The sequence below is a fragment of the Microbacterium sp. MMO-56 genome (assembly GCF_037146215.1).
In the GTDB taxonomy this organism is placed as follows: Bacteria; Actinomycetota; Actinomycetes; order Actinomycetales; family Microbacteriaceae; genus Microbacterium.
Window position 1 is genome coordinate 90,197 of the sequence record NZ_JBBCVW010000013.1, and the last position, 23,192, is coordinate 113,388.

Below are 23,192 nucleotides of genomic sequence, written 5' to 3' on the forward strand. Positions count from 1 at the left end.
TCCCCCGACGCGCGCCGGACGCCCTCAGGCGCGGGGCGCGTGGTGGGTCTGCTGCGCGGCGAGCAACCCCTGATCGATGAGCTGCTCGACGGCGTCCGCCGCGTCGCCGAGGAGGATCGGCAGCTGCGTGCGCTCGGTCGAGGCGAAGGGGTCGAGCACCCAGTCCGCGGGATCCTGCCTGCCGGGAGGACGGCCGATGCCCACCCGCACGCGCGGGAAGTCGGGGGTTCCGAGGGCCTTGGCGACGTCGCGGATGCCGTTGTGGCCCCCGTGGCCGCCGCCGACCTTGAGCTTGATGGTGTCGAACGGGATGTCGAGCTCGTCGTGCACGAGCACGACGCGCTCGGCCGGGACGTCGTAGAAACGCGCGAGCTGCGACACGGGCCCGCCCGACACGTTCATGTACGAGTTCGGTGTCGCCAGCACGAGCTTCGGGCCGCCCGGACGCAGCCAGCTCTCGGCGACGCGGGCGTTCGCCTTGTGCGCGCGCAGGGTCTCGGATCGGCGCGCGGCGAGCTCCGCGACCACCATCTGACCGACGTTGTGCCGCGTGTTCTCGTAGCGCGGGCCCGGGTTCCCGAGGCCGACGACGAGCCAGGTCTGCGCCATGCTCTCCCCCTCTACGGCGAAGCCCGCCACACCCGTGTCGGTGGTGGCGGGCTTCGGACGCGGTGTGCTTACTCGGCGGCCTCTTCGGACTGCTCCTCGGCGACGGCCTCGTCGGCCGCCTCGATCTCGTCGGCCTCGGCGATCGTCGCGGCCGGCACGGAGATCGCGACGACGAGGGTCTCCGCGTCGGTGACCAGCGCCGCGCCCTTGGGCAGGACGAGGTCGGCGGCCGTGATGTGCGTGCCGTCCTCGAGGCCCTCGACGTCGACCTCGATGGTCTCCGGGATGTGCGTGGCCTCGACCTCGAGCGACACGGTCGCGTTGTCGAGGTTGGCGATGGTGCCGGCGAAGGGCTCGCCCAGGATGACGACGGGCACGTCGACCTGGATCTTCTCGCCCTTCTTCACCACGAGCAGGTCGATGTGCTCGATGATCTGGCGCACCGGGTCCTTCTGGACGTCCTTGACGAGCGTGAGCTGCTCCTTGCCGCCGACCTCGAGCTCGAGGACGGCGTTCGCACGCCGGATGAGCAGCGCGACCTGGTGGCCGGGCAGCGCGACGTGGACGGGGTCGGTGCCGTGCCCGTAGATGACGGCGGGGATCTGGCCGGCGGCGCGCAGACGACGCGCGTAGCCCTTGCCGAAGTTCTCGCGCAGTTCTGCGACGACCTTGGTGTCGGTCTCGGTGGTCATGTCTTCTCCTTGCAGGACGGGATCCGCGGCAGCGGATCCGGTGGGGTCTGGGGCTCGACTCGAACGCTCGCACGTGAGGAGATCCCGCCCTCCGGACTCCTCCGGGAACAGGCCCTGCCACACCGCGTCGATCACGGATGGACGGAACCGGCGGTGCCGGCACGCGGCATCCCTCGCCGAAGTACGCACCGAGTCTACCAGTGACCCCGCTACGATGAAGACGTCACCCGCACCCACCGAGGAGGATCCCCATGGACTACGGCTGGATGTCGCACGCGCTGATGTGGATCATCGGCGCGATGTCGGTCTGCGCGACCCTCGGAGCCGTGGGCGCGATGTACGCCATGGGTCGCTCGGAGTACCGCAAGCGCTGACGCGTCGCACGTCGGCCTCCCCTCAGCCGCAGGGCAGGGAGTCTGTCCTCAGCCCGCGCCGAGGAGATCCACGATGCGATCGACCACGGCGGGCAGATCCACGTCGTCCGCGACGCGCACGCCGCGTTCGTCCTGCGTGAGGGGCTCTCGGGCCCCGTCGGCCCCGGCGTCGGGGACGATCTCGACGAACAGCGTCTCCGGTACCGCGTGACGCACGCTGTCGCGGCCCGAGCGCGTCAACGCCGCGGTGGTCACGACGGCGCCCTGCGTCAGAGCACGGCAGAGCGCGTCGAACCAGAGCTCATGGTCGGAGCGGGCCGGCTGCGGGGCCGTCCGTGCCCGGCGGAGGCCCCCGCGACGGGGCCGCGGCCACAGGTCGGCGCCGTCGACGTACGGCGCACGCAGCCTCGCGGCCACGGCGGCGCCGATGATCGAGGTCGACGTCCCCGCCGATCCCATGACGACGACTCGCGCCACCAGCCGCTCCCTCCGCGCACCCCGTTCCGCACACCGCGGCGGGGTCGATGCTACCGTGCCGCGGACGCCCCGCTCAGGCGTCGCCGGGCGTTGCGCGGTTCTCGGCGCGCGCGGCCTCGTCGAGGGCGACGCGTGCGCGACCGGCCACCTCGACGATGCCGCCGTCATTGTCCACGACGACTCCCGGCTCGTCGTCCTCGAGGTGTTCGAGGGTCGCGAGCTGCGAGTCGAGCAGCGCCGCCGGCATGAAATGCTGCCGGGTGCGCATCCGCCGGTCGAGCTCCTCGCGGGAGACCCGCAGCTCGACGAAGCGCACGTCGGGCGCGGCGGCGCGGATCCGGTCGCGGTACCGGCGGGCGAGCGCGGAGCAGGCCATCACGAGCCCCGGAGCGTCGGCGAGGGCGGCCCCGACCGTGTCGAGCCACGGGAGGCGATCGTCGTCGTCGAGCGGGACGCCGGACTCCATCTTCGCCACGTTGGCGGCGGGATGCAGGTCGTCGGCGTCGACGAAGCGGACTCCGAGGTCGACCGCGAGGGCCGCGCCCACCGCGGTCTTGCCGGATCCGCTCGGACCCATGACGACGACGCGCGGCGTGGGGCGAGCGTCGGCACCCGCTCCCCCGTGTCCGGCCTCGCGCGCAGCGGACAGCGTGACGACGACTTTGCCGCTGTCCGACGACCGCCGCGCGGTCTCGAACGCCGCGACCGAGTCCGCCGGTGCGAACTCGTGGGTGATCACGCGCTCGACGTCGGGGCGGGCGAGCAGCAGCGCGAGGGCCTCGTCCATCTCATCGAGGAAGCGGAAGGCGCCCACGAGGGTCGCCTCCTTCGCGACCAGCGGGGCGAGGTTGATCGGTCGCGGCTCGTTGGGCAGCATGCCGATCTGCACGACCGTGCCGCGCCGGCGCACCGCCGCGACCGCGGCCGTCACGGCCGGGCCCGCCCCGGAGCACTCCAGCACGACGTCGAAGCCCTCCGTGGGGACGTCGTCCTCGCCGATGCGCAGCACCTCGTCCGCCCCGAGTTCGCGGGCGCGCCCGAGAGGCTCGGGCAGGAGGTCCGTCACCGTCACCGAGGCGGCTCCTCGAGCCTGCGCGGCGACGAGGGCGAGCAGTCCGATCGGGCCCGCGCCGCACACGAGCACGCGCGCCCCCTCGAGCGCACCGGCGCGACCGGCCCCGTGGAGGGCGACGGCCAGGGGCTCCGCCAGCACCGCGCGACGCACGGGCAGGCCCTCCGGAAGCGTGCGGATCATGCCCGCGTCGACGACGAGCAGGTCGCTCATGGCACCCTGCGTGTGCGGCGTCGTCGACGCGCTGCCGAGGTAGGACCCGCCGGGCCAAAGGTGCGGCGCGTCGGGGAGCTCCGCCATCCGATCCCCGAAGCGCGCGGGGTGCACGGTGACCGGGGTGCCGGGGGCGACGCGGCCCGACGGGTCGACGTCGATCCAGCCGGACAGCTCGTGCCCGGGCACGAGGGGCTCCGCCACGACGAACGCTCCGTTGGCGCCCTCGAAGTAGTAGTGCAGATCGGACCCGCAGATGCCGACGTAGCCGACCCGCACGCGCACCTGCCCCTCGCCGGGCTCGGGCACCGGGCGCTCCTGCACGCTCAGGTCGAGCTTGCCTGCGATGACGACGGCGTCCATCCGCCTCCTCCTTCTCTCGGTCGCCTGATCCGGCACGTCACACGACCGCGGTCATGCCGCCGTCGACGAACAGGTTCTGCCCGCTCACGAAATCACTCGCCGCCGACGCCAGGAAGACCAGCGGACCGCGCAGCTCCTCCACGCGCCCCCAGCGGCCGGCCGGCGTGCGCTCCTGCACCCAGGCCGTGAAGTCCGGGTCGGCCACGAGCGCCGCGTTCATCTCGGTCGCGAAGTATCCCGGTGACAGCGTATTGACCTGGATGCCGTGCCGCGCCAGATCCGCAGCCATCCCGCGTGTCAGCTGGGCGATGCCGCCCTTGCTCGCCGAGTAGGGCGCGATCGTGCGTCGGGCGAGCGCGGACTGGACCGAGGCGATGTTGATGATCTTCCCCGAGCCGCGGTCGATCATGCCCGGCGCCACGAAGCGCGAGACGTAGAACGCACTCGACAGGTTCGTCGCGATGATGTCGTCCCAGTCCGAGACCGCGAACTCCGCGAACGGCGCGCGGCGCTGGATGCCCGCGTTGTTGACCAGCACATCGGGCACGCCGACACGCGAGACGAGGTCGCCGACGGCATCCTCCACGGCGGCGGCATCGGTCACGTCGAACAGCGCGGTCTCGGGGCGCACCCCGGTGCGCTCCTCGATCAGCTCGACGCTGCGGCGCACGGCGGACTCGTCGCGGCCGTGGACGATCAGCCGTGCGCCGGCGTCGGCCAGACCGACGGCGAGGCTCTGACCCAGTCCGCGCGACGACCCCGTGACGAGCGCGAGCCTACCCGAGAGGTCGAAGGTGCGGGAGGGTTCCGTGCTCATCGTTCTCCACCCTTCCGCTCCGCCCATGCCGGACTGTCGAGCACGTCCCGATTGACCACGAAGGACGGGACCCGGCCGTCGCGCGCGTCGAGGATCGCGCGCACGGCGCTGCCGCCGTTGCCGCGCGACATCTCGTCCGTCCAGCCGATGCAGTGCGGAGCGAGCAGGACGTTGTCCATCCCGCGCAGCGGGCTCCCCGCCTCCAGCGGCTCCCCCTCGAACACGTCGAGGCCGGCCGCGCGGATCGCACCGCTGCGCAGCGCGTCGATCAGCGCCTGTTCGTCGACGATGGGCCCGCGCGCCACGTTGACGACCGTCGCGGTCGGCTTCATCGCGGCGAAGAACGCGCGGTCGAGCAGGTGGTGGGTCTCCGGCGTGAGGACGGCCATCACGACGACGGCGTCGGCGCGGCGCGCGAGCTCGCCGATGCCGACGAGCTCGGCGCCGAACTCCGCGGCCCGCGTGGGCGGCGCATACGGATCGTAGGCGAGCAGTTCGACCTCGAAGGGGGCGAGCAGCCGCGCCAGGTCGGTGCCCGTGCTGCCGAAGCCGACGATCCCGACGGTCGTTCCGGTCAGGCCGCGCCCCATCCACTCCGTTCGTTCGTCCCACCTGTCCTCGCGCACCAGGCGGTCCTTGATGCCGACGTTCAGAAGCGTCGCGAGCAGCATGGTGAGCGCCGCGGTGGCGACGGGGCGACGGGCCCCGTCGGGGGTGATCGTCACCGCGACGCCGGCCGCGGTGCACGCTGCGAGATCCACCGCGTCGTAGCCGACACCGAACCGCGCGAGCACGGCGGGCGGACGGGCCACGCCGTCGAAGGTCGAGGCGTCGACCGCGGGCGCGGCGAAGATCAGACCGGGGCGTCCGTCGACGTCCTCGGGGCGGAGGACGTCGACCGTCTCGGGCAGGTACTCCCAGGCGACGCCGGCGTCGTCGAGGGCGCCGAGTCCGATGTCCCCCCAGACGTTCGTGCCGTCGGGGCCGAGGAAGTCGCGGCTCACGCCGACGGGGCGCGAGGAATCCGTCGCCGCCATCAGAACACCGCCGTCGGGGTCACGGGCGATCCGGTTCCGCCCGGCACGTTGAGCGGCAGCACGGCGAAGAGGAACTCGTATCGACCGTGCCGCGCGGCCGCCTGCGACACCGCCTCCAGATCCAGGTTGTCCAGAAGCGGGATGCCGAGCGCCGTGAGGGCGAGGATGTGCACCGGCGAGTGCACGCCCGGCACCGGCGACGGGCGCACGTCGCTGTCGCCGTCCGATCCGAGCAGCGAGATGCCGCGATCGGCCAGCACCGGCATCGCCGTCGCATGCAGCCCGGCAGACAGGTCGGACGGGTCCCACGCCCCCAGGTCCGTACGCCGCGCCTTGTGACCGGTGCGCACCAGCACGGCGTCGGCCTCGCCCATCTCGACGCCGAGCACGCGCTCCGCCTCGAGGAGGTCGTCCGCGTACACCGCCTCCCCCGGCTCGAGCCAGGACCGTCCGGCGACGACCGGCAGATCCAGCAGCACCCCACGGCCCACGAACGGGCCGAGGGCCGACACGGCCCCGAAGCGCGCGCCCGTAGCCCCGACGACCGAACGGCTCTCCCGGCCGTCGAACAGCTCGCCGCGGTAGGCGATGTGCGCGAGCGCGTCGAGATGCGTCGAGGACTTGCCGTGGTAGTCGATCCCGATGAAGTCCTTGTTGGTGGAGGGCTCCGGCGCCTCGCGGTCGCCCAGGTCGGTCATGTGGTGCAGGGCCGGCCGCGGGTTGTCGACGTCCGGCTCGGTCGCCCAGGGCAGCGCCATCGGCACGACCTCCCCCGCCGTGGCCAGGCGCGCGGCCCGAGCCGTGTGCGCCGGGGTCAGCAGGTTGTAGGCGCCACGGTCGGCGTCCTCCCAGGCGCCCCAGCGACGGATGCCCCGATAGAGGTCGTCGAACGCCTCGGCGGAGAGCGGTGCGGTCTCGCCGCGGTGCTCGTCGGTGATCATTCCTCTGCCTTTCGTACGGGTGGGACGCCGAGTGCGACGTCTCCGGGAGGCGGGTGGGGAGGTGGGCCCTCCCCGCCCGCCGTCGTGGTTACTTGCCCCAGACCTTCTCGTACACGTCGCGGTACCCGCTGGCCGGATCGAACACGTCGCCGGTCGGCGCGTTGGCCTTCGTCACGAGCGCCGGAGCGGCGACGAACCCGGAGGGCTGCTGCTTGGCGAGGGCACGGTTCACCTCGTCGACGAGCTGCCACCCCTGGAGCAGCAGCGGCTCCGCCACGGTGGCCGCCTGGTAGTCGACGTTGCGGATCCGCTGGAACTCGGCGGCGTCACCGTCGCCCGCAGCGATCGAGATCGGCGGACCGGCCGGGTCCTTGCCCGCCGCCCGGAGGGCCTGCTGCGCCCCGCCGAAGTAGTTGCCGTTGATCGCGAGGAGCGAGGTGAGCTTGTCGCCGTCGCTCTGCAGGAGGTTGGAGATGATTCCGGGCATCCGCTGATCGGCCTCGGCGATCGGCGAGTCCTGGTAGGACAGCACGGTGCAGCCGCTGCAGCTCTCGACGTAGGCCTTCATCGCGTCCGCCTTCAGGCGTGCGATCTCGTACTGGCCGTCGGTGAAGATCGCGACGCCCGCCTTCCCGTCGGCCTGCGCGACCGCGTAGGCGGCGGCGAGCTGCGACACCTTCAGCGGGTCGGTCGTCACGTTGGTGAACAGGCCGTTGCCTCCGCCGGTCTGCGTGCCCGCGTGCCAGCCCACCACGGGGATCCCGGCCTGCGTCGCCTGCGCGATCGTGCTGGCCTGCTCCGTCGGGTCGAATCCGCCGAGGATGATGGCCGCCGGTGCGGCCGCGATCGCCTGGCTGAGGGCGTCCGAACGGCCCTGGGCGGTCGCCTTGCCGTCGTAGGAGTCGACGGTCCACCCGATCGCGGTCGCTGCCTCCTGCACGCCTTCGGCGACCGTGTTGATGCCGCCGTTGGTGAGGTCGCTGCCCACGTAGGCGACGTGCGCACCGGGCTCCTGCGCGGTCGGGCCGGTGCTGGGCGGGGTGAACCCGTCCGAGGCGGACAGGCTGGTCTCGACGAGCTTCTTCGAGAACTCCAGGGCGTCGCCCGTGGGGAGGATCGAGGAGAAGTCGGGTCCGGTCGAGGGCGTGGCCGACCCGCTCGCCGCGCTTCCGGCGCCGACGCTGACGCTGGAGCAGGCGGTGAGGCCGAGGGCGAGCACGAGAGGGGCGGCGAACGCGGCCAGGGTGAGACGGCGTCGGTGCTGTCGATTCACGGGTGATCCTTTCGGTGGAGCGTGCGGTGTCGGTACTGCGTGCGGGATGGTGTCGGTGTCAGGAGGTGTGGTCGGATGCCGCCGAGCGCCTGCTGGGCAGATCCGCGTCGGGCGGGGCGACGGCGTCGTCGGCGACCGCCTCGTCGGTCAGGCTCCGATCGGGCCCGATGTGCGACGGCGGGGCGGGCGTCGCGGCGGCCACGGGCGCATCGGCTCGGGACACGCGGCGACGCGTGGCGAGGGACGCGATCGTGATCGCGGCGACGAGGGTCAGCCCGTTGAAGAGCGGCTCGAGGTAGAACTGGCCCGGGAACACCTGCTGCAGGCCCGAGATGCCGATCGTCGCGATCGCGACGCCGAGGATCGTCCCCAGACCGTTGACGCGGCCGGGCCGGATGGTCGTCGAGCCGAGGAACGCGGCCGCGAGGGCCGGCAGCAGGTACTCCGGGCCGATGTTCGCCTGCGCGACGCCGGCCTGCCGCGAGGCGAGCAGGATGCCCGCCACACCCGTGAGCATCCCCGACGCGACCATCGCGCCGACCACGTACTTGCGACGCGGGATCCCGGACAGGCGTGCCGCGCCGGGGTTCGCGCCGACCGCGTAGAGATAGCGTCCGACCGGCAGGTAGTCCAGCACCAGCCAGACGACGACGCCGATCAGGAGGGCGATCACGAACGGGCCGGGGATGGGGCCCAGCGACCATCGCGTCAGCTCGTCGAAGGCCGCTGCACGCGCCCCCGCCGAGTCGGTGACCTGGCGTCCGCCGGTGTACCAGTAGGTGATCGCGAAGATCACCTGCCCCGTGGCGAGGGTCGCGATGAACGCGTCCACCTGTGCCAGTTCGATCAGCAGCGCGTTCAGCAGACCGATCACGCCCCCGCCGACGAGCACGAGGAGGATGACGAGGCGATAGTCGAGCCCCTCGATCTGCCACGAGAGGGCCATCACCTGCCACAGGCCCACGCCGTACCCGATCGACAGGTCGATCTTCCCGGCCACCATCGGGATCGTCACGGCGAGCGCGAGGATCAGCAGGACCGACTTGCTGGAGGCGAGGAGCTGGAAGTTCAGCAGCGAGGCGAACGTGTCCGGGCGCAGCAGCGCGAACAGGACGAAGAGGGCGATGGTGAGCAGCACCATGCCGTAGTTGCTCGTCAGTCGCGCGAAGAAGCTCGATCCGGGACCGGGCTCCAACGATGTCGACGTGAGCGAGGTGTTCATGGTCATGCGGCGTCCACTCCAGTCCGTGCGTCGTGGCCGACGGCTCCGAGGTCGGAGGCGGCGGCGATGAGGTTTCCGATCGTGACGTCGTCGCCGGACAGCTCCGCGACGACGCGCCCCCGGCCGAAGACGATCGCGCGGTGGGCGATCTTGGCGACTTCTTCCATGTCCGTCGAGACGACCACGGCGCTCGTGCCGGCGCCCGCGACCGTCCCGAGGAGGTCGTAGATCTCGGCCTTCGCCCCCACATCGACGCCCATGGTCGGCTCCTCCAGCACGACGACGGATCGCGCGCTGCCGAAGCAGCGGGCGAGCACGACCTTCTGCTGGTTGCCGCCGGAGAAGGTGTCCAGCGGCAGCTCGGGATCGGCCGGACGGATCTGGTACGGCGCGAGCACGGCCGCCGCCTGCTCCCCCTCTCCGCGGGCGCGTCGGGCCTGCCAGGCGCGACGCCCCCAGACCCGGGGGTTCAGGAAGAGGTTCTCCCGCACCGAGAGGCCCGCAGCGACCGACTCGGACTCGCGGTTGGACGTCGCGAACGCGACGCCCTGGGCGATCGCATGCCCGGGGTCCCGGGGGGCGTACGTCGCGCCGTCGAGGGTCATGGCTCCGCCCGTCGTGGGCAGCGCACCCGCGACGGCGCGCCCGATCGGCTCATGCCCGGCGCCGCGCAGGCCGCAGAGGGCGAGGATCTCGCCCTCGCGCACCGACAGGTCGATGGGGCCGGTGTCGCCGACGCGCACACCGCGCAGGGTGAGTCGTTCGCGTTCCCCCGCGGCGCCGATCCGGGGCGGCTTCGTGCCGTGGCCGACGATGAGTTCGACGAGGGTGTCCGGGGGCAGGTCGGCGACGCGGGTCTCGGCGACGACCCGGCCGTTGCGCATCACGACGGCGCGCTGGCTGATCTGGTAGATCTCGTCGAGCCGGTGCGAGACGTAGATCATCCCCACGCCCGAGTCGCGCAGCGTGCGCAGCACGTCGAAGAGACGCTCGACGTCCTTGGCCGGCAGCGACGCGGTGGGCTCGTCCAGGATCAGCAGCTTGGGCTTGCTCACCAGTCCTCGCGCGATGGCGAGGAGACTCCGCTCCGCGCGCGGCAGATCGAAGATCCTCGTCGTGGGGTCGATGCCTCCGCCGACGCTCGCGAGGACCTCGGCGGCCCGCGCGTTCATCCGGGTGCGGCTCAGCAGACCCAGCCCGGTCCGGGGGTATCCCAGCGTGAGCGCGATGTTCTCTGCGACGGTCATCCACTCGATCAGGCCGAGGTTCTGGTGGACGAACGACACCTGCTTGCGCGTGGTGCCGTCCAGCTCTGCACCGAGGAGGCGGATCGTGCCGCCGTCGGGGCGGTAGACGCCCGCGAGCATCTTGATGACCGTCGACTTCCCGGCACCGTTCTCGCCGAGCAGGGCGACGATCTCGCCGGACCGCACCGAGAACGATGCGTCTGATACCGCTTTGGTCGCGTAGAACGACTTGGTCAAGCCGTCGACCTCGAGCAGAGGGATCTCCGCTCCGGTGTTCGCCGTCACCACAGTTCATCTCCTTCGATGGGATGCCACATCATCGTGACCGGCATCAGCGTCGCACAAAAGGTAACACCTTTGCAAGCCTTTGGGATGACTTTTCTCGCCGCGATGGATCGCCGGGTGACAGGATGGGCATCGTGACAACGCGCACAGCGGCCCCCGCGCCGGTCTCCCACACACCCGTCGTCGATGCGCTGGGCCGGCGCATCACGAGCGGCACCCTCGCGGTGGGCGACGTGCTGACGCTCGCCGAGGTCGAGGCCGAGTTCCAGGTGTCGCGGACCGTCGCGCGCGAGTCGGCGCGCGTCCTGGAGGCGCACGGCCTCATCGCGTCCCGCCGGCGGGTGGGTCTCGTCGTCCTGCCGCGGTCGGAGTGGGACAACCTCGACGTCACCGTCATCGAATGGATGCTGGACGGTCCCTACCGCGGTGAGACGCTTCTGGAGCTCACTCAGCTGCGCACGGCGGTGGAGCCGCTCGCCGCCCGGCTCGCCGCGCTGCGCGCCACCAACGCCCAGCGCGCCGAGCTGGTGCGCTGGGCGGACGAGCTGAGCACCCTCGGCGGACGAGGCCAGGGCGCCGGAGCCGAGTATCTCGCCGCCGACATCAGCTATCACTCGCTCCTGCTGGAATCGAGCGGGAACACCCTCTTCGCGCAGCTGACCGAGCCCATCGCCGAAGTCCTCCGCGGCCGATCGATGCGGGGGCTCACCCCGAGCATGCCGCGCGTGGGAACCCTCGAGGCCCACGTCCGCACGGCTCAGGCGATCTTCCGCGGCGATGCGGAGGCGGCCGAGCACGCGGCCCGCGAGCACCTGGTCCTGGTGGCGCGGGAGGTCGAGCCGACGTGAGTCGGCGCGCGGCTACAGCGTCGGCGTGATCAGACGCACCGCACCCACCGCCACCTCGACGCGCTGGCCGGGCTCGATCGGCACGTGCGTGAAGGGCGCGCCCGTCATCACGACGTCGCCGGGCCCGAGCGGCGTCCAGCCGGCGAGGTAGGCGAGGCACTCCGCGATCGCGACAGGGAGGGCCGCCGCGGTCGTCTCGCCCCGCAGCCGACCGTCGATCCTCAGCGCGAGGGGGACCGTCCCGATGTCCGCCTCGGTGTCGATCCATGGGCCGAGGGGGGTGTAGCCCGCACCCGACTTCGATTCGAAGTTGCGCGGGTCGGCGTCGTTGCGGTCAGGACTCGACAGATCGTTCACCGCGGTCACGCCCCACACGTACTCGTGCGCGTTCTCCGCCGTCAGGTCGCGCGCATCGCGCCCGAGGACCACCGCGATCTCGCCCTCGGCGACGGGTGTCCCGGCATCCCGCCGAAGCCGCACGGCCGTCCCGCTCGGCACGATCGTGCGAGGGCTCTTCAGCCACGCCTGGACCGGCGACGCGTGCCCCGGCCCGTTCTGCGCGATCCCGATCAGCAGGGTCGGCGCGACGGGCGCGACGAGGACCGCACCCGGGATCGGGTCCCCGACGTCCTGCGCCGCGCGCCCCGCCGCGAACGCCGCGAGAGGCGACTCGATCGGCACGGGACCGTCCGCGCTCCAGCGCACGTCGCGCACGCCGTCGGCGGTGCGTGCTCGCCCGACGAGCACGCTCACCACTCCACGGTGCGGATCGTGACGGTGGTCGACGAGACGCCGGGCCCCGCCTCCTCCCGCGACACCTTGACGGCGTCGTCCGTGCGCGTGAGGTCGCGCCGCAGCGTCTCGGGGACGAGGAAGGTCGAGGCGGTCGTGATGAGTGCGAGCACGGTCATGTAGATCGCGAGCAGCACCCAGTTGCCCCCGCTCACCGCGATGAGGTACGCGCCGAGCACACCGGCCGCTCCCCCGGCCAGGACGGCGGAGATCTCCCGCGCCATGGCGACGCCCAGGTACCGGTGGCGGTTGCCGAACAGCTCGGGCAGCATCGCGCACTGGGCGCCGAGCATCGTGTTGACCGCGACGCCGATGCCCACGGCGATGACGGCGATCGCGAGCGGATAGCTCCCGAGGGTCAGCATCCACCACGCGGGGAAGGTGTACAGGAGCATGAAGACGGCGCCGGCGCGGTAGACGGTGCGCCGTCCGAAGCGGTCGGAGAGGGCGCCGGCGAGGGGGACCGAGAAGATGCCGATGAGCGATCCGAGGGTCACGCCCCACGTGAGCAGGCCCCGGTCGGCCGTGCCGCCCATGGTGGCGACGAAGAACGTCAGGGCGAGCGTGCTGAACATGTAGGAGCCGCCGTTCTCCGCCATGCGCAGCCCGATGCCGACGATCACCGTCGGAAGACCGCGCGTGAAGATCTCGCGGATCGGGCGCTCGGCGATCTGCTCGTGCTTCTCCAGCTCGATGAAGGTCGGGGTCTCGCGAAGCCGCATCCGGATGAACAGCGCGACGATGATCAGCAGGAACGAGGCGAGGAAGGGCACGCGCCAGCCCCACGAGAGCAGCTGCTCCTCGGGGAGGAGGGAGATGAGCGCGAACACGACGGCCGCCAGGAGCGTCCCGGCCTGGATGCCGATGAACGGCAGCGCCGAGAAGAAGCCGCGCCGCTTCACCGGGGCGTACTCGGCCATGAGCACGGTGGCACCGGCCTGTTCGGCGCCGGCGCCGAACCCCTGCAGCAGTCGCATGAGCACGAGGAGCGCGGGCGCCCACAGCCCGATCTGCTCGTAGGTCGGGAGGAGGCCGATCGCGGTGGATGCCCCGCCCATCAGCAGGATGGTGATCACGAGCACCCACTTGCGCCCGAGCCGGTCGCCGAGGGTGCCGAAGAACAGGCCGCCGAACGGCCGGGCGACGAAGCCGACGCCGAACGTCGCGAAGGCCGCGACCGTCGCCATCGCGGGGTCCTCCTGCGAGAAGAACAGCACGTTGAAGATCAGAGCGGTCGAGAGCCCGTACAGCGCGAAGTCGAAGTACTCCAGGGCGCTGCCGATGCTCGAGGCGAGCGTGGCTCGGCGCAGGTTCGCGGCGTACTCGGGGTCATCCGCCAGGGCGGTGACCTCGGGGGAACGGGTCTCGGACACGGCCATCTCCTTCGATCGGCGCGGGTGTTCTGCGTGAGATCACCGTACCAACCTGTTGGCCCGAGTACAACCCATTGAACGAGCGTCGGGACGAAGGAGGCTTAACCCTGGCGTACCGCGGCGCTGAACGGGTTCGTCAGCTGCCGCGCGGCGTCGCCCAGTGCGGCCGCGACGGCGGCGATCCGCTCCTCGCTCGCCTCCCCCACCGGGATCCCGACGCCGATGCCCAACTGCGGATCCCCCGGCGCCCAGCCCTCGAGCGGCACCGCGACGCCCACGATCCCCGGGAACGACTCCTCCGCATCCAGCGCCCAGCCGCGCGCCCGCGCCTCGGAGAGGCGGCCGAGGAGCCCGGCGAGGTCGCGGGTGGAGTTCTCGGTCGCGGCGGGGAACACCGCACCCGGCCCGAGGAGCGCGGTGACCTCCGCATCCGAGAACGTGGACAGCATCGCGCGACCGGTCGCCGACAGCGCCGCCGGCAGGCGCGAGCCGAGCGGCGTGCCGATCCGCAGCGACCGCGATCCCTCGTGACGGGCGATGTAGAGGGCGTCGGCGCCGTCGAGGATCGCGACCTGGACGAGCTCGGGCGCCAGCACGGATGAGGAGTCGCACACCGCGTAGAACTCGCGGACCTGGTTGAACTGCGCGGCGAAGGCGCCGCCCAGCTCGGCGGCCCGCAGCCCGAGCCGGTATCCCTGCGCCGTCCGCTCGATCATGCGGGCCGCCTCCAGCGCGAGGCACAGATTGGCCGTGGAGGACTTCGCGAGACCGAGCCCGGCGGCGAGCTCCGTGAGGTTCAGCGGACGCCGCGCGTCGGCGAGCAGGCCCAGCAGGCGGATGCCGCGGGTGACGGCGGGAGCCGGATCGCGCCCGGTGCGGTCGTCGATGTCGTCGGTCATGCCCTCCCCCTCCCGCCCGTACGGGCGGTGCGTGGAATCAGTAGAACTCGACCGTATCGACAACGGCGCGCATCGGCTCGCCGTCGAGCAGCCGCGTCGCATCCGCGGCGAAGCGTCGGGCGATGCGCTCCTCCTCGCGCGAGCTCAGCGCCGCCGTGTGCGGACTGACGAGCACGCGCGGATGCGCCCACAGGGGCGAGTCCTGCGGCAGCGGCTCGACCTCGAAGACGTCGAGCGCCGCGAAGGCGACCGTGCCGTCGTCCAGAGCGGCGAGCAGAGCGCTCTCGTCGATCACGGTGCCGCGGCCGACGCTCGCCACGATGAGACCCGGACGGGCCGCGGCGAGGACTCGCGCGTCGATGAGGTGGTGGGTCTGATCCGTGCCGGGCAGGGTGATGACCAGGGCATCCACCTCCGCCATCGCACTCTCGAGCCGGTCGAGCGGCACGAGCACGTCGACGTCGTCGACGGGGGCGCCCGAGCGCGTCGTCCCCCAGACCGTCGCACCGAGGGCGTGGAAGCGCCGCGCGCACTCCGCCCCGATGCCGCCGAGACCCACGACGAGCACGGTCATCTCGTCGAGCTGGCGCATCTCCCAGCGGTCCGGCCACTCCCGGGCATCCTGATCCGCGCGCAGACGCGGCAGTCCCTTCGCGCCGGCCATCACGCCGAAGACGGCGAACTCGGCGAGCGGCCCGCCGTGTACCCCGGCGCTCGTCGTGAACACGATTCGCTCCAGCGCCGCGGCATCCAGCCCCGCGGCGCGCACCTGGGCCCCTCCGCCGGCCGCGGTGGTCATCACCCAGCGCAGGCCCGGGTTGGCCTCCGCCGTGCGCGCCAGCGCGGCGGGATCGACGTCGGGGATCCCGAACAGCGCATCCGCGGAGTCGACGAGCTCGTCGAAGGCGCGCTGCTGGGCCGTGGTGCGCTGGTAGGACGGGTCCCCCGACCAGTCCGCCGGACCCCGCATCGGAGGCAGCAGGTCCGGGTCGTTCACGACCTGTACGCGCGGCTCGAGCCTTTCGATCAGGCGGCAGAGCTCGTCGCGCAGGGGAACGGCGGCGACGACGCGCAGGGCGGGGGTGTTCTCCGACATGGATGATCCCTCCATCGAGACAGCAGACGGGCGGCAGCGCCCTCGGCCACAGTATCCCACGTCCAGTCAGCTGGACACTGTCCGGCCCAATGAATGTGCGCTACGGTGTCCGCTATGAGTCCGCTCCTCGATGAAGAGATGCCCCGCCTCGGCGTGATCGGGCTGGGCGCCATGGGTGCCCCGATGGCCCGGAACCTGCTGGCCGCCCACGGTCGCCTGTCGATCTTCTCCCGCTCGCCGCGCCCCGACCTCGTCGCCGCCGGAGCCATCGTCGCGAACACGCCGCGCGAGCTCGCCCGGCAGAGCGACGTGATCCTCGCCATGCTCCCCGATCTGCCCGAGCTCGACGCGGTGCTGGGCGGTGCCGACGGGCTGCTCGCCGCCGAGGGCGAGCTGCTGCTGCTCATCGGATCGACGTCCTCGCCCACCGGTGTCCGCGACCTCGCCGAGCGTCTGGGCGCCGAGACCGACGGACGCGTCCGCGTCGTCGACTGCCCGGTGTCGGGCGGCGTCGACGGTGCGACAGCGGGCACCCTCTCCATCATGATCGGCGGCGCGGATGCCGACGCGCGCCGGGCGGCGGCGGCGCTGTCCCCGTGCGGCACGCCCGTGCATCTCGGCCCCCTCGGGGCGGGAGAGGTGGCGAAGGCGTGCAACCAGCTGGTGGTCGCCGCGACCATCACCGCCCTCGGGGAGGCCACCGAGCTCGCCGCACGGTCCGGCCTCGACGTCGACGCGATGTGGACGCTCCTCGGCGGCGGCTACGCCGGATCGCGGCTCCTGACCAGCCGGCAGGAGCGGCTCGTGGCCGGCGACGACTCGCCCTCGGGCGCCGCCAAGTACATGGTCAAGGACCTCGCGTACGTCGCCGACATCGCCCGCGACACCGGCGTCCTCCCGGCGCTCGTCCCCGCCCTCCGCGACATCTTCGCGGAGATCGTCGACAGCGGGCTCGGCGACCGCGACATCTCCGTCACCCGGCGCCTGGCGGCCGAGCGCCGCGCCCCCGCGGACGCGGCGACGACCGGTGCCGCGGCGGACTACGCTGAACGATGAATCCCGTTCGAGACCTGAGGAGTTCGACGTGCCCGAAGTGACCACCGCAGAGACCAGCCCGTCCGCCACGGCCAACATCGGCGTCGTCGGCTTGGCGGTGATGGGCTCGAACCTCGCCCGCAACCTCGCCAGCCGCGAGGGGAACACGGTGGCGGTGTACAACCGGTCGCGGTCGAAGACCGACGAGCTGGTCGCCGAGCACCCCGAGGCGGGCTTCATCCCCGCGTTCTCGTACGAGGAGTTCGCGGCGTCGCTGCAGAAGCCGCGCACGGCGCTCATCATGGTGAAGGCGGGCGCACCCACCGACGCCGTGATCGACTCCCTGATGGACGTCTTCGAGCCGGGCGACATCATCATCGACGGCGGCAACTCCCTCTTCACCGACACGATCCGCCGCGAGAAGGCCGTCCGCGAGCGCGGCTTCAACTTCGTGGGCATGGGCGTCTCGGGCGGCGAGGAGGGGGCACTCCTCGGACCCTCGCTCATGCCCGGCGGGCCGGACGAGGCCTGGGTGACCCTCGGCCCGATCCTGCGCTCCATCGCCGCGGTCGCCGAGGGCGAGCCCTGCGTCACGCACGTCGGACACGACGGCGCCGGTCACTTCGTGAAGATGGTGCACAACGGCATCGAGTACGCCGACATGCAGCTCATCGCCGAGGCGTACGACCTCATCCGTCGCGGCACCGGCAAGTCCCCGGCCGAGATCGCCGACATCTTCGCCGAGTGGAACCGCGGCGAGCTCGAGTCCTACCTCATCGAGATCACCGCCGAGGTGCTGCGCCAGGTCGACGCCACCACGGGGCTCCCCCTCGTCGACGTCATCCTCGACGAGGCCGGCGCGAAGGGCACCGGCGCCTGGACGGTCCAGACCGCCCTCGACCTCGGCGTCCCCGTCTCCGGCATCGCCGAGGCCACGTTCGCCCGGTCGCTCTCCAGCCACCGAGAGCAGCGCGAGGTCTCCGGGTCGCTGCCGGGACCGGCGGAGGACGCGTTCACCGTCGAGGACGCCGACGCGTTCGTCGAGCGCGTGCGCCTGGCCCTCTACGCCTCGAAGATCGTCGCCTACTCGCAGGGCTTCGACGAGATCCGCGCCGGCGCCGCGCAGTACGGCTGGAACATCGACCTCGGAGCCATCAGCCGGATCTGGCGCGGCGGCTGCATCATCCGCGCGCAGTTCCTCAACCGGATCGCGGATGCCTACGCCGCCGAGGCCGACCTGCCCGTGCTGCTCACGGCGCCGTACTTCGTCGAGGCGCTCGGACGCGCACAGGACGCGTGGCGCGACATCGTCGGGATCGCCGCGACCGCGGGCATCCCCGCTCCGGCCTTCTCCTCGTCGCTCGCGTACTACGACGGGCTGCGCGCCCGGCGCCTTCCCGCGGCTCTCATCCAGGGCCAGCGCGACTTCTTCGGAGCGCACACCTACAAGCGCATCGACAAGCCGGGCACGTTCCACACGCTCTGGTCGGGCGACCGCACCGAGGTCGAGGCCGAAGACACGCACTGACGCCCGGAGGGGCCGGATGCCGGGGGTTCAGCCCTCGCGTCCGGCCCCTCCGTCCCCCCCGCGTCGGGCCTCGCCGCCCCCGCGCGGTCTCGCCACCCCCGCGCGGTCTCACCGCGGACATCCCACGAGACCGCCTCCGTGCATCGAGACCCATGTCGACGCCAGCGGTCTCGACGCCGCATCCCGGTCTCGACGGGGCGTCCCGGTCTCAACGTGGCATCCCGGTCTCGACGCCCGCGCGCGGTCTCGACGCGGACATCACGCGAGACCGCCTCCGCACGTCGAGACCCAGGACGACGCCCGCGGTCTCGACGCCGCATCCGGGTCTCGACAGGGCATCCGGGTCTCGAAGCCCGCGCGCGGTCTCGCCGCGGGCATCCCGCCAGACCGCCTTCCCGCGTCGAGACCCAGGACGACGCCCGCGGTCTCGATGCCGCATAGGGGTCTCGACCCTGCCGCTGGGCCTCGACATCTGCGGATGGTCTCGACGCCCTCGCGCGGTCTCGACGTGGACATCACACGAGACCGCCTCCGCACGTCGAGACCCAGGACGACGCCCGCGGTCTCGATGCCGCATCCGGGGCTCGATGCCGCATCCGGGGCTCGACGTGGCATCCGGGGCTCGACGTGGCATCCGGGGCTCGACGTGGCATCCGGGGCTCGACGCGGCGCCCGGGGCTCGGCTACAGCCAGTCCTTCGACTTGAACACCGCGTACAGCCCGGCGCTCACGGCGACCATCAGGCCGAGGGCGAAGGGATATCCCCAGGGCCATGCCAGTTCCGGCATGTACTGGAAGTTCATGCCGTAGATGCCCGCGACGAGCGTCGGGGCGAACCCGATCGCCGCCCACGACGAGATCTTCTTGACCTGGTCGTTCTGCTGGATGCTGGTCTCCGTCATCCGCTGCATCGCCTCGTTCCTGCGCTGATCGACGAGCGTCGAGTGGATCGTCAGCGCGTTGTCCAGCGTCGATCGGAACCCGGACACCCGCTGATCGACGAACCGGGCGCGCTCGGCGATCTCGCCGAAGGCCGGGGCATCCTCGACCTTCTCGCGCCGTTCGACGATCCGCTGGATGCGGGCGAGCACGTCCGGCAGCGACGATGTGGCATGCCCGAGGTCGATGACCTCGCGCTGCAGCGCGAAGATGCGGCGCGAGACGCCCTCGTCCTCGGCGAAGAGCTCCTCCTCGATCTGGTCGATGTCGTGCTCGATGCCGTCGAGCACGTCGCGGTACCCCCGCGTCACGTACTCGAAGACGCCCCACAGCACTCCGAACGGCCCGCGATCCAGAACATGCGGATGCTGGTCGAGCAGCCCCCGCATCGCCTCGAGGTCGACCGCACCGTCGGCCGAGATCACCACGAAGACGTCGTCGCCCAGGAAGATGTCCACCTCGTGGCACTCGACCGTCTCCGCCGCGTCGTCGTACTGTGCGGGCTGCACGACGACGAACAGGTGGTCACCGACGCGAGTGAGCTTCGAACGCTGATGGGTGCGCAGCACCGACGCGACGCCCAGCGGCTCGAGCCCCAGGACCGTCCCGAGCCGGACGACCTCGTCGGGGGTCGGGTCTTCGAGGGTCACCCACAGCATGCCGCCGACGGCACGCGCCGCGGCCAACGCGGTGGCGGGATCGGGGTCGGTGGGAAGCGCGGTGTGCCCGTCGTAGACGACGAGATGCGGCTGGGACATGCTGACACCCTAGGCCTCGTTCCGATGGATGCCCGGCGCGCCGACGCGCCGCGCCGCCGCCGCTCCCCCGGCCCGCTCGGTAGGCCCATCGGCTGATTCATAGGGAGCACATAACCTGCGGCATAGCTCCCTCACAGCACACGCCAGACAATGGAGACATGACCGCTCCCGTCGCCAGCCCCGCCCTCCGTCGCCCCGACGGGTCTCCCCTGCGCCTCCTCGTCGTCGACGATGAGCAGATGCTCACCGACCTGCTGTCGATGGCGCTGCGCATGGAGGGGTGGGAGGTGCGCACGGCGGGATCCGGCTTCGACGCTCTGAACGTCGCCCGGGACTTCGACCCGGACGCGCTCGTCCTCGACGTGATGATGCCCGATCTCGACGGGATGGCGGTGCTGCAGCGTCTGCGGCACGCCGGAAACGACGTGCCGGTCCTGTTCCTGACCGCGAAGGACTCGGTCTCCGACCGGGTCGCCGGACTCACCGCGGGCGGCGACGACTACGTCACGAAGCCCTTCAGCCTGGAGGAGGTCGTGGCACGCCTGCGCGGCCTGATGCGCCGGGCCGGCACGGCGACGGCGGGCGGGTCCGATCCGGTGCTGCGCGTGGGCGAGCTGAGTCTCAACGAGGACTCGCACGAGGTGGAGCGCGCCGGGACGGAGATCGAGCTGACTGCGACCGAGTTCGAGCTGCTGCGCTTCCTCATGCGCAACCAGCGCCGCGTGGTGTCGAAGGCGCAGATCCTCGACCGGGTGTGGAACTACGACTTCGGCGGCCGGTCATCCGTCGTCGAGCTGTACATCTCGTACCTGCGCAAGAAGATCGACGCGGGACGCGAGCCGCTCATCCACACCGTCCGCGGCGTCGGCTACATGATCAAAGCACCGCAGTGAGCGCCGCGCCGGGCGCGCCGGCCGGTGCGCGCGCACGACGGAGATGGAGCCTGCAGACCCGGCTCATCGTCACCGTCGTGTCCTTCGTCGCGCTCATCCTCATCGCGGTGGGGCTCGCGACCGGGGCGGCGCTGCGTTCGATCGTCTCGGAGGGCCTCGACTCCAAGATCAACGCCGCGGCATCCGAAGTCCCCTTCAAGCCCGAGATGACGGCATCCGCGCTTCTCGCGGATCGTCCGCAGGACGGCGCTCTGCTCATCGTCCAGAGCTTCAGCGGGCTGAGCGGGGCGTACGTCGGAGATGACGACCGCGTCGTCGCCCTCTCGCCCGACGAGATCAGCACGATCGTCGACAGTGTGCAGAAGACGGGATACGCCACCCTCCCCGTCCTCGACCTCGGCGAGTACCGGGTCATGGCGAAGTCGCTTCGCGGGTACGGATTCGTGATCTTCGGGCTGCCGGCGACCGAGCAGACCGCGCAGATCGCCCAGATCCTCACGACCGTGGCGCTGCTCACCTCGGGCGGCCTGCTCGTGCTCGCCGCCATCATCGCGTTCGTGATCGGGCGCTCGCTGCGTCCGCTGCACGTCGTCGCGGAGACCGCCGCACGCGTCGCCGCGCAGCCCCTCGCATCCGGAGACGTCACGATCACCGAGCGCGTCCCGCTCGCGGAGGCCGATCCCACGGACGAGATCGGCGCCGTCGGCGCGGCGCTGAACACCCTGCTCGACCACGTCGACCAGTCGCTCGCCGCACGCCAGCGCAACGAGGAGCGGATGCGCGCGTTCGTCGCCGATGCGAGCCACGAGCTGCGCACGCCCCTCGCCGCGATACGCGGGTACTCGGAGCTCTCGCTGAAGTCCCTCGCGCAGGATGCGGCGTCCGGGCGCGACTCCGGGGGGATCGGCGGACGGGCACCGGCGGGCGCGGAGTCGGCGGGCGCGGATTCGGGTTCGGGTTCGATCGGGCTGGGCGCGTCCGCTGCAGGTTCGGGGTCGCTTTCCGTCGGCGGCGAGGCCGGCATCCGGTCCGTTCTCGCGGATGAGGATGCCGCGGATGCCTCGCGGCGTGCGGCGCGTGCGGAGCAGACCCGGCAAGCCCTGGAGCGCATCCAGGCGGCATCCTTGCGGATGACCACCCTCGTCGAGGATCTGCTGCTGCTCGCGCGGCTCGACGAGGGCAAGGAGCTCGTGTACGGATCGGTGGACCTGTCGCGGGTGGTCGTGGACGCCGTCACCGACGCGCAGATCGCCGGCCCCGATCACGAGTGGGTGATCGACGTGCCCGAGGAACCGGTCGTCGTGGCCGGGGATGCCGGGCGTCTGCATCAGGTGATCGCGAACCTCCTGACCAACGCGCGGGTGCACACCCCCGCCGGAGTGCAGGTCACCGCGACCGTCTCGATCGACGAGGGCGACGCCGTGGTCCGCATCGCGGACGACGGGCCCGGTATCGACCCCGCGGTCGCCGGTGAGCTGTTCGAGCGGTTCGCCCGAGCGGATGCCTCGCGCGCGCGCCAGACCGGCGGCACCGGACTCGGGCTGTCGATCGCGAAGGCCATCGTGACCGCCCATCAGGGCTCCATCGGTGTGCAGAGCACGCCCGGATCGACCGTCTTCGAGGTGAGGCTTCCGGCGCGACCGGCCGCACCGGCGGTGGTGGCCGCACCCACGGCATCCTGATCCTCGTCGTGCGGGGTGGGGGCGGGTTCGGGGTTCTCGACCCCGGGTCCGGGTTGCGTTCCGGGTTTGGGGTCGCGTCCCGGGTTTGGGGTCGCGTCCCGGGTTTCGGGTCGCGTGGTGTCGCCGCCGAGCGGGTTCGGGGTCGCGTGTGGTCGCTTCCAGTCCCAGGTGGCGACCACAGGCGACCCCGAACCTGCCCATGCATGCTGCGGGAGCGCCGCGCGAGGCGACGGCTGCACCCTGATCTAGGAGCGGGATCGGGTCGTGGCTTCGCTCCCCTCCCCAGTTCGGGGTCGCGTGTGGTTGACGGGGGCAGGTTCGGGGTCGCGTGTGGTCACTGCACCCCAGGTTCGGGGTCGCGTGTGGTCGCTTCCACTCACACGTGGCGACCACGGGAGACCCCGAACTCGTCAGCCGTCGCGCCTGGGACTGGCGAGCGCGAGGGATGCGGAGGAGCGCGGCACCGACGTGACGCGGGTCTCCCCCCGCCGTACGTGCCTCACGGCCAGGTTCGGGGTCGCGTATGGTCGCCCGGGGGCACGTTCGGGGTCGCGTATGGTCGCCTCGATCATGCTGAGGCGACCACTAGCGACCCCGAACCTGATTGCTCAGACCGCTTAAGCGGCTCTGCGCATTCTGGGTGGGGTGAGGCGCTCGGGCGTGGCGTGACGGGGTGAGGTGGGTCGAGGCCCGGAGGATCGGTAGCGACCAAGCAACCTGTTCGTCC

General features: G+C 71.9%; 21 protein-coding genes and 1 pseudogene. 6 read left to right on the forward strand and 16 right to left on the reverse strand.

What is annotated here, in order from left to right:
* Positions 1–24 precede the first annotated feature (24 nt).
* Together pth and WFI00_RS12375 are read right to left on the reverse strand one after the other, a co-directional pair.
* Positions 25–609 (reverse strand): aminoacyl-tRNA hydrolase, encoded by a 585-nt coding sequence (pth, locus tag WFI00_RS12370; RefSeq protein WP_336632548.1) that lies wholly within the window; start codon positions 607–609, stop codon positions 25–27.
* Positions 610–677: 68 nt separating this feature from the next.
* On the reverse strand, positions 678–1,301 hold the full coding sequence (locus tag WFI00_RS12375; RefSeq protein WP_336632547.1) for a 50S ribosomal protein L25/general stress protein Ctc: 624 nt from the start codon (positions 1,299–1,301) through the stop codon (positions 678–680).
* A 251-nt stretch (positions 1,302–1,552) separates the two neighbouring features.
* Here WFI00_RS12375 and WFI00_RS12380 point away from each other — a divergent pair, with 251 nt between their 5' ends.
* A complete protein-coding gene (locus tag WFI00_RS12380; protein WP_336632546.1) occupies positions 1,553–1,675 on the forward strand; it encodes a hypothetical protein in 123 nt (40 codons plus the stop codon).
* A gap of 48 nt (positions 1,676–1,723) precedes the next feature.
* Here WFI00_RS12380 and WFI00_RS12385 read toward each other — a convergent pair whose 3' ends face one another.
* From WFI00_RS12385 to WFI00_RS12425, 9 genes and pseudogenes are all read right to left on the reverse strand, one after another.
* On the reverse strand, positions 1,724–2,152 hold the full coding sequence (locus WFI00_RS12385) for a shikimate kinase (protein WP_336632545.1): 429 nt from the start codon (positions 2,150–2,152) through the stop codon (positions 1,724–1,726).
* 73 nt (positions 2,153–2,225) lie between these two features.
* Positions 2,226–2,729, reverse strand: coding sequence for a gluconokinase (locus tag WFI00_RS12390; protein ID WP_336632635.1), 504 nt, complete (start codon positions 2,727–2,729; stop codon positions 2,226–2,228).
* A 57-nt stretch (positions 2,730–2,786) separates the two neighbouring features.
* Positions 2,787–3,800, reverse strand: a pseudogene (locus tag WFI00_RS12395) (zinc-binding dehydrogenase); the annotation flags it as partial.
* Positions 3,801–3,837: 37 nt separating this feature from the next.
* Complete coding sequence (locus WFI00_RS12400; protein ID WP_336632544.1) at positions 3,838–4,617, reverse strand: SDR family oxidoreductase; 780 nt, start codon at positions 4,615–4,617, stop codon at positions 3,838–3,840.
* Positions 4,614–5,654 (reverse strand): NAD(P)-dependent oxidoreductase, encoded by a 1,041-nt coding sequence (locus tag WFI00_RS12405; protein ID WP_336632543.1) that lies wholly within the window; start codon positions 5,652–5,654, stop codon positions 4,614–4,616. The genes WFI00_RS12400 and WFI00_RS12405 overlap by 4 nt, the downstream gene beginning before the upstream one ends.
* Positions 5,654–6,595: a cyclase family protein gene (locus tag WFI00_RS12410; RefSeq protein WP_336632542.1), complete on the reverse strand. Its 942-nt coding sequence runs from the start codon at positions 6,593–6,595 to the stop codon at positions 5,654–5,656. Before WFI00_RS12410 ends, WFI00_RS12405 begins: the two co-directional genes overlap by 1 nt.
* 88 nt (positions 6,596–6,683) lie before the next feature.
* On the reverse strand, positions 6,684–7,868 hold the full coding sequence (locus tag WFI00_RS12415; RefSeq protein ID WP_336632541.1) for a substrate-binding domain-containing protein: 1,185 nt from the start codon (positions 7,866–7,868) through the stop codon (positions 6,684–6,686).
* Between the two features lie 58 nt (positions 7,869–7,926).
* Positions 7,927–9,096, reverse strand: coding sequence for an ABC transporter permease (locus tag WFI00_RS12420; protein ID WP_336632540.1), 1,170 nt, complete (start codon positions 9,094–9,096; stop codon positions 7,927–7,929).
* Entirely contained in the window at positions 9,093–10,625 is a 1,533-nt protein-coding gene (locus WFI00_RS12425) for a sugar ABC transporter ATP-binding protein (RefSeq protein ID WP_336632539.1), read from the reverse strand. Before WFI00_RS12425 ends, WFI00_RS12420 begins: the two co-directional genes overlap by 4 nt.
* Before the next feature lie 131 nt (positions 10,626–10,756).
* Between WFI00_RS12425 and WFI00_RS12430 the strand changes: the two genes are divergently transcribed.
* Positions 10,757–11,470 (forward strand): FadR/GntR family transcriptional regulator, encoded by a 714-nt coding sequence (locus WFI00_RS12430; RefSeq protein ID WP_336632538.1) that lies wholly within the window; start codon positions 10,757–10,759, stop codon positions 11,468–11,470.
* Between the two features lie 12 nt (positions 11,471–11,482).
* On the opposite strand, the gene WFI00_RS12435 is transcribed toward WFI00_RS12430, so the two are convergent.
* The 4 genes from WFI00_RS12435 to WFI00_RS12450 form a co-directional block, all read right to left on the reverse strand.
* Positions 11,483–12,223 (reverse strand): fumarylacetoacetate hydrolase family protein, encoded by a 741-nt coding sequence (locus WFI00_RS12435; protein ID WP_336632537.1) that lies wholly within the window; start codon positions 12,221–12,223, stop codon positions 11,483–11,485.
* A complete protein-coding gene (locus WFI00_RS12440) occupies positions 12,220–13,641 on the reverse strand; it encodes an MFS transporter (RefSeq protein ID WP_336632536.1) in 1,422 nt (473 codons plus the stop codon). Before WFI00_RS12440 ends, WFI00_RS12435 begins: the two co-directional genes overlap by 4 nt.
* A gap of 95 nt (positions 13,642–13,736) precedes the next feature.
* Positions 13,737–14,534: an IclR family transcriptional regulator gene (locus tag WFI00_RS12445; RefSeq protein ID WP_336632535.1), complete on the reverse strand. Its 798-nt coding sequence runs from the start codon at positions 14,532–14,534 to the stop codon at positions 13,737–13,739.
* A gap of 37 nt (positions 14,535–14,571) precedes the next feature.
* Entirely contained in the window at positions 14,572–15,630 is a 1,059-nt protein-coding gene (locus WFI00_RS12450; RefSeq protein WP_336632534.1) for a D-2-hydroxyacid dehydrogenase, read from the reverse strand.
* Positions 15,631–15,744: 114 nt separating this feature from the next.
* Here WFI00_RS12450 and WFI00_RS12455 point away from each other — a divergent pair, with 114 nt between their 5' ends.
* Both WFI00_RS12455 and gndA read left to right on the forward strand, forming a co-directional pair.
* Entirely contained in the window at positions 15,745–16,686 is a 942-nt protein-coding gene (locus WFI00_RS12455) for an NAD(P)-dependent oxidoreductase (protein WP_336632533.1), read from the forward strand.
* 28 nt (positions 16,687–16,714) lie between these two features.
* Complete coding sequence (gndA, locus tag WFI00_RS12460) at positions 16,715–18,193, forward strand: NADP-dependent phosphogluconate dehydrogenase (RefSeq protein ID WP_336632532.1); 1,479 nt, start codon at positions 16,715–16,717, stop codon at positions 18,191–18,193.
* Between the two features lie 683 nt (positions 18,194–18,876).
* Here the strand turns inward: gndA and WFI00_RS12465 are convergent.
* Positions 18,877–19,890 (reverse strand): magnesium and cobalt transport protein CorA, encoded by a 1,014-nt coding sequence (locus tag WFI00_RS12465; RefSeq protein WP_336632531.1) that lies wholly within the window; start codon positions 19,888–19,890, stop codon positions 18,877–18,879.
* Between the two features lie 158 nt (positions 19,891–20,048).
* On the opposite strand from WFI00_RS12465, the gene WFI00_RS12470 reads away from it, so the two are divergent.
* Together WFI00_RS12470 and WFI00_RS12475 are read left to right on the forward strand one after the other, a co-directional pair.
* Positions 20,049–20,783 carry a response regulator transcription factor gene (locus WFI00_RS12470; RefSeq protein ID WP_336632530.1) on the forward strand — a complete coding sequence of 245 codons (735 nt, stop codon included), beginning with the start codon at positions 20,049–20,051 and terminating at the stop codon, positions 20,781–20,783.
* Positions 20,780–22,465 (forward strand): sensor histidine kinase, encoded by a 1,686-nt coding sequence (locus WFI00_RS12475; RefSeq protein WP_336632529.1) that lies wholly within the window; start codon positions 20,780–20,782, stop codon positions 22,463–22,465. Before WFI00_RS12470 ends, WFI00_RS12475 begins: the two co-directional genes overlap by 4 nt.
* Positions 22,466–23,192: the final 727 nt, after the last annotated feature.

What these genes read in the sequence shown, in the direction of transcription:
- pth (WP_336632548.1), bottom strand. Translation starts at nt 609, where the DNA reads ATGGCGCAGACCTGGCTCGTCGTCGGCCTCGGGAACCCGGGCCCGCGC.
- WFI00_RS12375 (WP_336632547.1), bottom strand. Translation starts at nt 1,301, where the DNA reads ATGACCACCGAGACCGACACCAAGGTCGTCGCAGAACTGCGCGAGAAC.
- WFI00_RS12380 (WP_336632546.1), top strand. Translation starts at nt 1,553, where the DNA reads ATGGACTACGGCTGGATGTCGCACGCGCTGATGTGGATCATCGGCGCG.
- WFI00_RS12390 (WP_336632635.1), bottom strand. Translation starts at nt 2,729, where the DNA reads ATGGGTCCGAGCGGATCCGGCAAGACCGCGGTGGGCGCGGCCCTCGCG.
- WFI00_RS12400 (WP_336632544.1), bottom strand. Translation starts at nt 4,617, where the DNA reads ATGAGCACGGAACCCTCCCGCACCTTCGACCTCTCGGGTAGGCTCGCG.
- WFI00_RS12405 (WP_336632543.1), bottom strand. Translation starts at nt 5,654, where the DNA reads ATGGCGGCGACGGATTCCTCGCGCCCCGTCGGCGTGAGCCGCGACTTC.
- WFI00_RS12410 (WP_336632542.1), bottom strand. Translation starts at nt 6,595, where the DNA reads ATGATCACCGACGAGCACCGCGGCGAGACCGCACCGCTCTCCGCCGAG.
- WFI00_RS12420 (WP_336632540.1), bottom strand. Translation starts at nt 9,096, where the DNA reads ATGACCATGAACACCTCGCTCACGTCGACATCGTTGGAGCCCGGTCCC.
- WFI00_RS12440 (WP_336632536.1), bottom strand. Translation starts at nt 13,641, where the DNA reads ATGGCCGTGTCCGAGACCCGTTCCCCCGAGGTCACCGCCCTGGCGGAT.
- WFI00_RS12445 (WP_336632535.1), bottom strand. Translation starts at nt 14,534, where the DNA reads ATGACCGACGACATCGACGACCGCACCGGGCGCGATCCGGCTCCCGCC.
- WFI00_RS12450 (WP_336632534.1), bottom strand. Translation starts at nt 15,630, where the DNA reads ATGTCGGAGAACACCCCCGCCCTGCGCGTCGTCGCCGCCGTTCCCCTG.
- WFI00_RS12455 (WP_336632533.1), top strand. Translation starts at nt 15,745, where the DNA reads ATGAGTCCGCTCCTCGATGAAGAGATGCCCCGCCTCGGCGTGATCGGG.
- WFI00_RS12465 (WP_336632531.1), bottom strand. Translation starts at nt 19,890, where the DNA reads ATGTCCCAGCCGCATCTCGTCGTCTACGACGGGCACACCGCGCTTCCC.
- WFI00_RS12470 (WP_336632530.1), top strand. Translation starts at nt 20,049, where the DNA reads ATGACCGCTCCCGTCGCCAGCCCCGCCCTCCGTCGCCCCGACGGGTCT.